The sequence below is a fragment of the Arthrobacter sp. S2(2024) genome (assembly GCF_036662515.1).
In the GTDB taxonomy this organism is placed as follows: Bacteria; Actinomycetota; Actinomycetes; order Actinomycetales; family Micrococcaceae; genus Arthrobacter.
The window spans coordinates 565,033-577,104 of record NZ_JAYKZI010000001.1 but is presented as its reverse complement, the minus strand read 5'-3'; the positions used below and the strand labels follow the sequence as shown (position 1 = coordinate 577,104).

General features: G+C 65.0%; 9 protein-coding genes. 4 read left to right on the top strand and 5 right to left on the bottom strand.

Annotated features, from left to right (window positions below; translation table 11 throughout):
• Entirely contained in the window at positions 1–876 is an 876-nt protein-coding gene (fdhD, locus tag VLA65_RS02590; RefSeq protein WP_332601710.1) for a formate dehydrogenase accessory sulfurtransferase FdhD, read from the top strand.
• A gap of 163 nt (positions 877–1,039) precedes the next feature.
• Positions 1,040–4,066, top strand: a complete 3,027-nt coding sequence (locus tag VLA65_RS02585) for an alpha-mannosidase (RefSeq protein WP_332601709.1) — start codon at positions 1,040–1,042, stop codon at positions 4,064–4,066.
• Between the two features lie 201 nt (positions 4,067–4,267).
• Here the strand turns inward: VLA65_RS02585 and VLA65_RS02580 are convergent, their stop codons facing one another.
• The 5 genes from VLA65_RS02580 to VLA65_RS02560 form a co-directional block, all read right to left on the bottom strand.
• Positions 4,268–5,095, bottom strand: a complete 828-nt coding sequence (locus VLA65_RS02580; protein WP_332601708.1) for an amino acid ABC transporter ATP-binding protein — start codon at positions 5,093–5,095, stop codon at positions 4,268–4,270.
• Entirely contained in the window at positions 5,082–5,747 is a 666-nt protein-coding gene (locus tag VLA65_RS02575; RefSeq protein ID WP_059388188.1) for an amino acid ABC transporter permease, read from the bottom strand. Before VLA65_RS02575 ends, VLA65_RS02580 begins: the two co-directional genes overlap by 14 nt.
• Positions 5,748–5,762: 15 nt before the next feature.
• Positions 5,763–6,581, bottom strand: a complete 819-nt coding sequence (locus VLA65_RS02570) for an amino acid ABC transporter substrate-binding protein (RefSeq protein ID WP_059388190.1) — start codon at positions 6,579–6,581, stop codon at positions 5,763–5,765.
• Between the two features lie 256 nt (positions 6,582–6,837).
• On the bottom strand, positions 6,838–7,545 hold the full coding sequence (locus VLA65_RS02565) for a hypothetical protein (RefSeq protein ID WP_332601707.1): 708 nt from the start codon (positions 7,543–7,545) through the stop codon (positions 6,838–6,840).
• Positions 7,542–8,267 carry a hypothetical protein gene (locus VLA65_RS02560; RefSeq protein WP_307052777.1) on the bottom strand — a complete coding sequence of 242 codons (726 nt, stop codon included), beginning with the start codon at positions 8,265–8,267 and terminating at the stop codon, positions 7,542–7,544. Before VLA65_RS02560 ends, VLA65_RS02565 begins: the two co-directional genes overlap by 4 nt.
• A 224-nt stretch (positions 8,268–8,491) precedes the next feature.
• Here VLA65_RS02560 and VLA65_RS02555 point away from each other — a divergent pair, with 224 nt between their 5' ends.
• Together VLA65_RS02555 and VLA65_RS02550 are read left to right on the top strand one after the other, a co-directional pair.
• Entirely contained in the window at positions 8,492–10,162 is a 1,671-nt protein-coding gene (locus VLA65_RS02555) for an ABC-F family ATP-binding cassette domain-containing protein (protein WP_332601706.1), read from the top strand.
• Entirely contained in the window at positions 10,159–12,072 is a 1,914-nt protein-coding gene (locus tag VLA65_RS02550) for an ABC transporter ATP-binding protein (protein WP_284989633.1), read from the top strand. The genes VLA65_RS02555 and VLA65_RS02550 overlap by 4 nt, the downstream gene beginning before the upstream one ends.

Here is a 12,072-nt window from a genome sequence, read left to right as displayed (position 1 = left end):
ATGGGACGGGTGACCCAGCGCCGCAAGGTGCACAAATTCGTCCTGGACGGCTCCGCCCAGGCCCTGGAGCACCCGGTCCGCTACCGCGAGGACTTCCTGGCCGTCGAGGAACCGCTCGAGGTGCGTTTGGGGCACATGTCCTTCTCGGTGACCATGCGGACCCCTGGCGACGACTTCGACCTCGTGGCGGGCTTCCTGGTCTCCGAAGGTGTTATTTGGGACCCGGCCCAGCTCATTTCCCTGCGCTTCTGTGCCGGCGAGGACGAGAACGGCGTTCAGACCTTCAACGTGGTGGAAGCCCAGTTGCGTCCCGACGTCGTCCTGCCGGAGACCGGGCGCAACGTCTACACCTCCAGCTCGTGCGGGATCTGCGGCACCGACTCCATCGAGGCAGTGCGTAAATCCTCACACTTCAGCCCCGAGGACGACCCCCTGAATGTCCCGGTGGAGGTTCTGGCCGCGCTGCCTGACCGTCTCCGTGAAGCACAGGCGGTCTTCGACAAAACCGGGGGAGTACACGCCGCCGGACTCTTCCGGATCCACGACGACGGTGCTGCCGAGCTGCTGTGCCTGCGGGAAGACGTGGGGAGGCACAATGCGGTGGACAAAGTGGTGGGCTGGGCGCTGCGCGAAGGAATGCTGCCCCTGCGCGGCACCGTCCTGCAGGTCTCCGGGAGGGCATCCTTCGAGCTGGTCCAGAAGGCGGCGCTCGCAGGGATCCCGGTCCTGGCCGCCGTCAGCGCACCCTCCAGCCTCGCAGTGGAGCTCGCACAGGAGACCGGCCTGACGCTGGTGGGCTTCAGCCGGGGGACCAGCTTGAACGTCTACGCGGGCAGCGACCGGGTCGGAGTTCCGGCGGGAGCCGGCGAGGAATAGGGACCTGCAGGGATAGCCGCCAATCACTTGGCTATTGTTCGGGAACGACGTAGATTTTATCCATCGAATGGAATCTGGTTCCTCCGGACAGTGACCTGCCTACTAGGCTGCTCATAACGGTAAGGAAGCAATCAACCTAGCCCACCGCCAAAGGGGACTTCAATTGCACGACGACCGCCGGATCACTGAGAAGCGGCTCGAACGTTTTGTCCGGGAGCGGATAGCTCCCGCCATCTATGGCCGTGCGCTGCCTCTTGAACTGAGCAGCTGGGATGCCCCGGGGGAGCCGGTTCCGGTCTCGGAAGCACTCCGCCAGGTCTTTGAGCCCCAGGAACACGGTGCCGCTTGGGGCAAGGCCTGGAGCACCAAGTGGCTGCGGCTTCGGGGCGAAGTCCCGGAGGGATGGGGAGTCGCCGATGGCACCACGGTGGAGATCGTCGTCGATCTCGGGTTCAGCATCGACGCACCCGGATTCCAGTGCGAAGGCATCGCCTGGCGCCCGGACGGCACTATCATCAAGGCCATCTCTCCGCGCAACCAGCATGTCCCGTTGAAGCTTCTGGGTGGCGGACTCTCGGTGGACTTCTACGTGGAAGCCGCCGCCAATCCGGATCTCAGCCAAAGCTGGACCTTCGCGGCAACCCCGCTCGGGGACAAGTCCACCTCCGGAGACGAGCCCCGCTACCGGCTCGGACGCATAGCCATCGCCGAACTCAACGAGGTGGTCTGGGAGCTCCACCAGGACATCTGGACCCTTAGCGGGCTGATGCACGAACTGCCCTTCGAACTGCCGCGGCGGCATGAGATCCTCCGCGCCTTCGAGCGCATGCTGGACATCATGGACCCGGACGATGTTGCCGGTACCGCAGCCGCCGGCAGGGAAGCCCTCGCCGAGGTCTTGAGCCGGCCCGCTTACGCCTCGGCCCACGAACTTCTGGCTACTGGCCACGCCCACATCGACTCGGCTTGGCTATGGCCGGTCCGGGAAACCATCCGCAAATGCGCCCGCACCTTCTCCAACGTTGTCGCCCTCATGGATGAGAACCCCGATTTCGTCTTCTCCTGCTCCTCGGCGCAGCAATTGGCGTGGATGCAGGAGTTCTATCCTGAGCTGTTCATCCGGATCCGGGAGAAGGTGAAGGCCGGGCAATTCGTGCCGGTTGGCGGCATGTGGGTGGAATCGGACACCAATATGCCCGGTGGCGAGGCAATGGCCCGCCAATTCGTGGAGGGCAAGAGCTTCTTCCTGCAGGAGTTCGGCATCGACTGCCAGGAGGCCTGGCTGCCTGACTCCTTCGGATATTCCGGGGCCCTCCCGCAGATCGTCAAGTCCGCTGGTTCCCGGTGGTTCCTGACCCAGAAGATCTCCTGGAACCAGGTCAACAAGATGCCGCACCACACCTTCAACTGGGAGGGCATCGACGGCACGCGGCTTTTCACCCACTTCCCGCCGGTGGACACCTACAACTCAGAGCTCCACGGCCGCGAACTGGCTCATGCCCAGCGCAACTACCGGGAGCATGGCCGCGGCACCATTTCGCTGGTCCCCTTCGGTTACGGCGACGGCGGTGGCGGACCCACGCGCGAAATGGTTGCCGCCGCCCACCGGACGGCGGACCTCGAAGGCTCGCCGAAGGTGCGCATGGGAACCGCGAAGGAGTTCTTCACCCAGGCCGAGGCCGAGTACCACAACCTCCCGGTCTGGGTAGGGGAGATGTACCTTGAGCTGCACAGGGGGACGTACACGAGCCAGGCCAATACCAAACAAGGCAACCGCCGCTCGGAACACCTGCTGCGCGAGGCCGAGCTTTGGTGCTCGACGGCGGCAGTACGGACTGCGGGTTCGTTCACCTATCCCGCGGCGGACCTCAAGCGGTTGTGGCGGCTTGTACTCCTGCAGCAGTTCCACGATATCCTGCCGGGCAGTTCCATCGCGTGGGTCCACCAGGATGCGGAGCGGAACTATGCCGCGATCGCCCGGGAGTTGGAAGGCATCATAGCGGGTGCCGCGTCAGCCGTTCTGGGCGAGGGAGACACCACGTTCCTGCTCAATGCCGCGCCGCACGAGCGCAACGGTGTTCCGGCGCTCGCCGCTGCCGAGCCGGTCCACTCGGATAGTCCAGTCAGTGTCACAGAGCGCGCCGGCGGTTATGTTTTGGACAACGGCATCATCCGGGCGGTGCTGGACGCCAATGGATTGCTGACCTCCCTCTCCGATTACGCAACGGGCCGGGAAGCCATTGCGCCCGGGACGTTCGGCAACCACCTTGAGCTCCACCGGGATACGCCGAACGAATGGGATGCCTGGGACATCGACGAGTTCTATCGCCGGAACGTCGTCCCGGTGGTCGACGCGCGATCGGTGACGCTGGAACGTGCAGGCTGGGACGTCGTCGTCGTGGTGGAGCGGACGGTGGGCTCCTCCACCATCACGCAGCGCATTTCCCTCGAAGCGGGCGCGGAATCCCTCGGCATTTCCACCACGGTGGACTGGCAGGAACACGAGAAACTGCTCAAGATCGGTTTCCCGCTGGATGTCCGTGCGGACCGTTCCGCCTCGGAGACCCAATTCGGGCATGTCTTCCGGGCTACGCATACGAACACGTCCTGGGAAGCCGCCAAGTTCGAATTCTGCGCCCACCGCTGGATCCACGTGGCGGAGCCGGGTTATGGAGTCGCAATCTCCAATGCCTCAAGTTACGGGCACGACGTCACCCGGACCATCCGTGACGACGGCGGGACCACCACCAATGTGCGTGTGTCACTGCTGCGGGCGCCCAAGTTCCCGGACCCCCAAGCCGACCTTGGGGTTCACGTCCTGGATCTGAGCATCCGGCCCGGCGCCAGCATCGGCGGGGCCGTGGAAGAGGGCTACCGGACCAACCTCAAACCGAGGTTGCTGGCAGGGGCGAACCCCGTTGAGCCGCTTTTCACGGTGTTCAACCAAGCGCTGGTCATCGAGGCCGTCAAGCTTGCCGAGGACGGCTCCGGAGACGTCATCGTGCGGCTTTATGAATCTCTGGGAGAACGCTCCACGGGCCTCATCACAGCCAACTTCGACTCCCGGATGGTGCAATCCGTGGACCTGTTGGAACGTCCCGTCGAGGCTCCCGGAGTGAAGCCCGGAGTGGGAGCTGCCGAACTGACCCTGCGCCCGTTCCAGCTGGTGACCTTGCGTTTCAGCCGCTAGACGGTTGCGTGCCCGGCCCACCCAACTGACTCCCAGTCAATGTCGTTTTGGAGGCCCAAAACGACAACAAATGCTGGGCCCACGCCGCCAGGGTTCCCTGGCCGTGGGGCCACACCGGCGAGGGTCCCTGCCTGAGCTTGCGAAGGCTGGGAGCCGGTGGGGACTTGCGAGGCGAGGGTGGTGGTGGGGATCAGTTGGGGGTCAGACGTCGTGCTGGAGGCGCTTGACGAATTGCCTGGTGCGTTCCTCCCGCGGCTCGCGCAAGACATCCGCTGCTGGTCCGCGCTCCACCACTACGCCGCCGTCCATGAAGATGACTTCGTCGGCAACATGGCGGGCGAAGGCGAGCTCGTGCGTCACGATCACCATGGTCCATCCTTCGTCGGCAAGTTCCTTGATGACACCGAGCACTTCGCCCACGAGTTCCGGGTCCAGGGCAGAGGTTGGCTCGTCGAAGAGCAGCAGTTGGGGTTTGAGGGCCAAGGCGCGCACGATTCCCACCCGTTGTTGCTGGCCGCCTGACAGCTCGAAGGGGTAGGCGTCTCGTTTGTCCGCGAGGCCCACCCGGGCCAGGAGCCGCTCGGCCTCCGCGACCACTTCCGCCCGTGGACGCTTCTGGACCTGGAGCGGTCCCTCGATGATGTTCTTGAGCACCGTCATGTGCGGGAACAGGTTGTAGTGCTGGAACACCATGGCACTGCGATCCCGGAGGGCGGCGATCTCCCGCTTGCCCACGCTGCCCGCGAAATCGAGGGTCAGTCCTGCGCCGGAGCCCCGGACCGTCCCCGCGTCGGCGTCACCGAAGGTGACCGTTCCGGCGTCGGGCACTTCGAGGCCGTTGAGTGAGCGCAGGACGGTGGTCTTTCCCGAACCGGACGGCCCGATCAACGCGACCACCTGGCCGCGCCTGACGTCGATGTCGATTCCGCGCAGCACCTTGTTGCTGCCGAAGGCTTTGGCGAGGTCCCGGGCAGACAGCACCAGCCCGGAGTTCCCGTGGGGGGCGTTGCTGGGCTCAGTGGGCGACATAACGGTCCAATCTGCGCTCCAGGGCGGACTGGCCCGTGGAGAGGACGAGGCAAATGACCCAGTAAACCAGGGCGGACTCGAGGTACAGGATCATGAATTCCTGGCTGAATGCGGCGATCTGCTGGGCGTTGCGGAAAAGCTCGGTGACCAGGATGAGCGAAGCCAGCGAGGTGTCCTTCACGAGGGAAATGAAGGTGTTGGACAGTGGAGGTACCGAGACCCTGGCCGCTTGCGGGAGGATGATCCGCACGAGCGTCTGCGGACGCGACATTCCGATGGTGTGCCCGGCCTCCCACTGGCCCTTGGGCACCGACAGGATCGCGGCTCGGATGACCTCGGCCGCGTAGCCGCCCACATTGAGCGAAAACGCGATGATGGCGCTCGGCCACGGCTCCAGCTTCACGCCGATGCTCGGGAGACCGTAGAAGATCACGAACAACTGCACCAACAGGGGAGTCCCACGGATCACGGAGACATAGAAGCGTGCGACGCCGGAGAGCAACCTGTTGGGGCTCAAGCGCAAGAGGGCAACGAGGAGCGCCAACGCCAGGCCAATGGCGAACGAAGCCAGGGTGAGGGGGATGGTTCCTGTGACGGCGCCCCCGACGATTGGCCCGAAGGAACTCCAGACGAGGTCCCAGTTGAAGGTCATCTGTTTGGCCGCCGGCTACTTGGTAACGTCTGCGCCGAAGTACTTCTGGGAGATCTTGGCGAGGGTGCCATCGGCCTGAAGGTCCGTGAGCGCTTTGTCGACCGCGGCTTTGAGTTCGGCGGATCCCTTGCGGAAGACCATGGCGCTTTGCGTCTTGTCGGTGGTCTCCGCGGCGATCTTCAAGCCGGAGTCCGGAGTGCTCTTGGCGTAGTCGAGGTAGGTCAGCTTGTCGTTGACGGTTGCGTCGACGCGGCCTTGGCGGACCAGGGTTGCGGCTTGTGCCCAGCCTTCGACGGACTGCACGTTGGCGCCTGCGTCAACTGCCATCTTGTAGAAGTTGCTGGTCAGCGACTGCGCGGTGGTCTTGCCTTTGAGATCGGCGAAGCTGTTGATGGAGTTGTTGTCCGACTTGGTCACGACGACGCCATTGGAGATCGTGTACGGCGCCGAGAAATCGTACTTGGCCGTGCGTTCGGGGTTGATGGAGATCTGGTTGGCGATCATGTCGAAGCGCTTGGAATCAAGACCCGCGAAGATGCCATCGAACTGGGTTTCCTGGAAGGTCGCCTTCACTCCGAGCTTGGCAGCGACGGCCTGGGCGATCTCGACGTCGAAGCCCGTGAGGGGACCGGCCCCGTTCTCGTGGAAGCTGAACGGCCGGTAGGTGCCTTCCGTGGCAATAACGATCTCGCCCTTGGACTTGATGGCGGACAGCGAGGTATCTCCACCCGACGTCGACGACGGCGAGGAACCACCGCCGCAAGCGGTCAGTGCCAGCGCGACGGCGGCCAGGGTTGCGGACAGTGCTGTGCGGCGGGTGGGCAGGCTCTTCATGAAAGCCATCTTAGTCACGGGACCGGACTGGGGTGCTTCGGGCGGTGTCCGGCGTACACGGGAGGACGCTTAAAAAGGCTGAGTGGGGGCGGTCCCCAACAGCCCGCCACCACTCATCCCCCCAAAAGTGCTCCCGCACGCGCCACGAACCTTGGAAACCCGTTCATTGATTCAAAGGTCAGGCTGCGTCGCCTTCACACATTCATAATTATGGCACGATATAATGGATTTATGAAAGAGGTTACGCGGTATGTTTTTAAATTACCGTGCGGCTAGTCCGGCTGGCAACGGTTTTGGACAGCCAGATGCCTCCCAGGCCAAGTGCAGTGGCCAAAGCGGCAGAGTAATTGATGAGCGGCCGCAGCCACGTATTCGTTGGCGGGATGAGCGGAAAGACCTGTGAAACCGTTAGCAAGGCAAGGCCCAGGAGCAGTGTCGCTGAGGCGGCCCGGAGCAGAACGGGACCCGAACCTCGGACCGATCGCCAGATGCCCGGGATGAGGCATACGGCAACGTAGCCCGGGTAGAACCTGCCCAAGGCCGCATACAGATCAAGGGCCGGCCCAGGGTCAAGGTCATTCAGGCCAACCGTGGAGTCCCGGGTGTCCATCGAGAAGAAGAAGAAGGCCGTGAGGATCGCGGTTGCTCCCAAAACGGCCAAGCCAATCGGCCCGCGGATGGCGCGTTCTCCGCCAGCTGAGCCAAAGGCCCTGGCCACCTTGATGCCCATGAGCAGGAACGTTCCGTAGAGCAGGAACCGGAGCAGCAGGTTGCCGAGGTTGAAGTTGCCCAGCCACCCGTCAATCAGCACATAGGGACCCTCGATGCTGAGAAGGATGTCGAGGGAAATCAGTGCGAACAAGACGAACATCATGCGGTTCTCGCCCCGAACGGCGCTGGGGATGCGAATGGCCGTCAAAATGAGGCAAATGGAGAGCGTAGCCCACGCCAACACGGTGGTCATCCCAGGTTCTCCCAGATTCTGTTGCTGTGGTCGAGCTCGTGCTCATGGCGGCGCAGGGCCTTGCCCAGGGCCTGCAGCCGCTCTCCGGCCAGCAGGGCCAGTTCGCCGTCCGTCATCCTGTCCAGGGCGTCCCGCCGCGCCCCGGGGGGCCATCCTGCCTCGGCCTCGGTGACGAGGCCGCTGGCCACGAGGCCTCCGGCCGGTCCGACGCCGGCCGCCCGGGACGTTGCCAAGGCCAGTTCCGGGGGCAGCCGGTTGGCGGTCAGGTGCGCGGAGAAGTTCTGCGGTGCGATCCCGGTGGAGCCGCTCACCCGGTGGCGCAGCTCGCCGTCGTCGATCGCGTCCACCCAGTTCCTGACTGAACTACCGTGCGGGGTCTCCGCCAGGACCAGGGGCGGGACGCCCTCGCCGGGATCGGAGCGCTCGACGACCGCACGCAGCAGATCCATGGTGGACACCTGACTGACGAGTTCCGCATCAGTGGGGGGAACCGGGGTTCCGCGAAGCGCCGCGTAGGCCTCGAATTGTGCCAAAGCATCGAAGGGATTCATGTCGAAGGCCCGGCTGATGCTCACGAGCGAACTCTCGGCCACCTTGCCGCGAACCAATTGCTGGGCCAGTGTGGTGCGTTTCACTCCCGAAAAGCGGCAGACATCGGCCGTGCTGGTGTTCGGGGCGATCCCGTGCAGCCAGCGTTGGAACGCCTTGGAGGGGAGGGACATGAACCACTTTCTGCTAGACGGTTTCAGGTCTGCGAAGTCGATTTTACGATGCAGGCACATTGAATTATGCTTGATTCTCGAACCCGCTGGTCCGCACACCCCCCAAGTACGGACCAGCGGGTTCTTCCATGCCCCGGTCTTTCGGACGGCATGGTATTCGCACGGCCGCCCTTTCGCGTGGCCGGCCTTTCCGCTCAGGAGCGGAGCAGTGAGAGGATAGACCAATGACTGCAACGCTTGTCGCCAAAGAGCTCTCCGGCGGCCACGGTCACCGCACCTTGTTCTCGAAGCTCTCCCTCACCGTCGCGCCAGGAGACGTCGTGGGCGTCGTCGGCGCCAACGGCGCCGGGAAATCCACCCTGCTGCGCATCCTCGCGGGAGCCGACCGTCCCCAGGAGGGCACGGTCAGCCTCGCTCCGAGCGACGCCTTTGTCGGCTGGCTGCCCCAGGAACACGAACGCACCCCGGGCGAAACCGTCGCCGCCTACATTGCCCGCCGCACTGGTTGTGCCCAGGCCACTGAGGAGATGGAGTCCGGAGCCGAGGGGCTCGCAGCCGGAACCGCGGAGGCCGACAACGCGTACTCCCTGGCTTTTGACCGCTGGATGGCATCGGGTGCCGCGGACCTGGAAGACCGGATCCCCGCGGTGCTGGCGGAACTTGGCCTCGAATCGGGTCCCGATGCGCTTATGACGGGCCTGTCCGGCGGGCAAGCCGCCCGCGTTGCCTTGGCTGCGCTCCTGCTGAGCCGCTTCGACGTCGTGCTGCTCGACGAACCCACCAATGACCTGGACCTCGACGGACTGGCCCGGCTTGAATCGTTCGTCCAAGGCCTTCGAGGCGGCGCGGTGCTGGTCTCGCATGACCGCGAGTTCCTGGCGCGCTGCATCACCAAGGTGCTGGAACTGGACCTGGCCCAGAACAGCGTGGCCGTCTACGACGGCGGTTACGATTCCTTCCTCGAAGAGCGGGCGGTGGCAAAGCGGCACGCCCGCGAACGCTACGAGGAATTCGCCAACACCAAGGCGGATCTCGTGTCCCGGGCCCGGACGCAGCGCGAATGGAGCTCGCAGGGCGTCCGCAACGCCATGAAGAAGAGCCCGGACAACGACAAAATCCGCAGGGCCGCGAGCGTTGAGTCTTCGGAAAAGCAGGCCCAGAAAGTCCGGCAGATGGAATCCCGCATCGCCCGGCTCGACGAGGTGGAAGAGCCGCGCAAGGAATGGCAGCTGCAGTTCAGCATCGGCCAGGCTCCGCGCTCCAGCTCCGTCGTCGCAACCTTGCGCGACGTCGTGGCACACCAGGGCGACTTCACGCTGGGACCCGTCAACCTCCAGCTCAACGCCGGCGAACGGATTGGCATCACGGGACCCAACGGCGCGGGAAAGTCCACCCTCCTGCGGCTCCTGCTCGGGATTCAACAGCCCAACGCCGGAGATGCCTCCATGGGTGCATCTGTGGCGATCGGCGAGATCGACCAAGCCCGCGGACTGTTGGCCGGGCACCTCACCTTGGCAGACGCCGTCGAAGCCGTCCTGGTCGACTGGAACTCCGCCGATGTCCGCACCCTGCTGGCCAAGTTCGGCCTCAAGGCGGACCACACCTCCAGGACCGTGGATTCCTTGTCCCCGGGCGAACGCACGCGCGCGGCGCTCGCTCTGCTGCAGGCCCGCGGCGTCAACCTGCTGGTCCTGGACGAACCCACCAACCACCTCGACCTGCCCGCGATCGAACAGCTTGAGGATGCTCTCGACGGCTACGACGGCGCGCTCCTGCTGGTCACGCACGACCGCCGCTTGCTCGAAAACGTCCGGCTCGATTCCCGCTGGCACCTTGACAACGGCACCGTGACCGAACTGCACCACACTTCCGGAATGGGGAATCACAAGCCATGAGCATGGATGGCGTCGCCTGGCGCTCGCTCTACAACATCACCCGCGCCAAGAGCGGCTCCCAGCCGTTCTCGCGGGAAACCATCCGGCGCGTGCTCGCTTTCGCGAAACCGCACCGCAACAAGCTGATCGCCTTCGTGCTGGCCTCCATCGCTGGTGCGTTCCTTGCCGTGGCCACCCCGGTGCTGGCCGGCAAAGTGGTGAACGCGATCATCGCCCATGCGGGCGTGGACGTCGTGGTCGGGCTGGCCGCGCTCATCGCTGCCGTGGCCGTCGCCGACGCCGGAGTGGGACTACTGACCCGGTGGCTGTCTTCCGTGATCGGCGAAGGCGTGATCGTCGACCTGCGGACGCGGGTATTCGACCATGTGCAGCGCATGCCCATCGCCTTCTTTACCCGGACCCGTACCGGAGCCCTCGTCAGCCGGCTCAACAACGACGTCATCGGAGCCCAGTCGGCGTTCGCGGGCACTCTCTCCGGTGTAGTCAGCAACGTCGTGTCCTTGGCGCTGACCCTCATTGTCATGCTCAACACGTCCTGGCTCGTCACCGTCCTCGCGATGGTGCTGCTGCCGATCTTCCTCATTCCCGCACGCCGCATGGGCTCCAAGCTGGCCGACCTCCGTCGTGAAGCCGCGTCCCACAACGCGGCCATGGGAACCCAAATGACGGAGCGGTTCTCCGCACCCGGCGCCACGCTCGTCAAACTGTTCGGCCGCCCGGACGAAGAGTCGGCCGAGTTCGCCCTGCGCGCCGGCCGTGTGCGTGACATCGGCGTCCGCACCGCCATGTTGCAGTTCACGTTCATCACCGCACTGACCCTCGTTTCCGCCCTGGCCCTCGCACTCGTTTACGGACTGGGCGGTTGGCTTGCGCTGAGCGGGCAACTGGCCGCGGGCGACGTCGTCGTACTGGCGCTGCTGCTTACCCGCCTGTATGCGCCGCTTACCGCACTGTCCAGTGCCCACGTTGAGGTCATGAGCGCGCTGGTCAGCTTCGAGCGGGTCTTCGAGATCCTGGACCTCAAGCCGCTCATCCAGGAGAAGCCCGACGCCGTCGCGGTGCCTTCGGGCCCTGTTGCGGTGGAGTTCGACGACGTCCGCTTCGCCTACCCGTCCGCAGACAAGGTGTCCCTTGCCTCGCTGGAGGAAGTGGCGACGCTTGACACCCGCGGCGGCGAGGAGGTCCTGCACGGAATCAGCTTCCGCGTGGAGCCCGGGCAGACCGTTGCGCTCGTGGGGTCCTCCGGCGCGGGCAAGTCCACCGTGGCCCAGCTGCTGTCCCGGCTGTACGACGTCGACTCCGGCGCCGTGCGATTGGGCGGGCATGGGCGAGGTACCGGCCTGGATATCCGGGACGCAACGTTCGATTCCCTCCGGGCGACCCTGGGCATGGTCACGCAGGACGGCCACCTCTTCCATGAAAGCATCGCCTCCAACTTGCGGTTGGCCCGGCCGGGAGCGACGGACGAGGAAATGTGGGACGTGCTCCGGCGCGCCAGGCTCGAAGCGATGGTCCGTTCCTTGCCGGATGGCCTGGAGACCGTGGTGGGGGAGCGCGGCTACCGCCTTTCCGGAGGAGAACGCCAGCGGCTCACCATCGCACGCCTCCTCATCGCCCAACCCAGGGTCGTCATCCTCGACGAAGCAACGGCAGCCTTGGATTCCACCAGCGAAGCCGCGGTCCAGGCGGCCTTGGGCGAGGCACTCGAGGGACGCACCGCCGTCGTGATCGCCCACCGGCTCTCCACCATCCGGGCCGCCGACGTGATCCTGGTGGTGGAGGACGGATCGATCATTGAGCGCGGCACGCACGCAGAGCTCCTCGCCGCAGACGGGCGCTACGCAGAGTTGTACAACACTCAGTTCGCTGAGGCGACGGCTGTGGCACAGGAAGCTGTTCCGGAGCTGTAG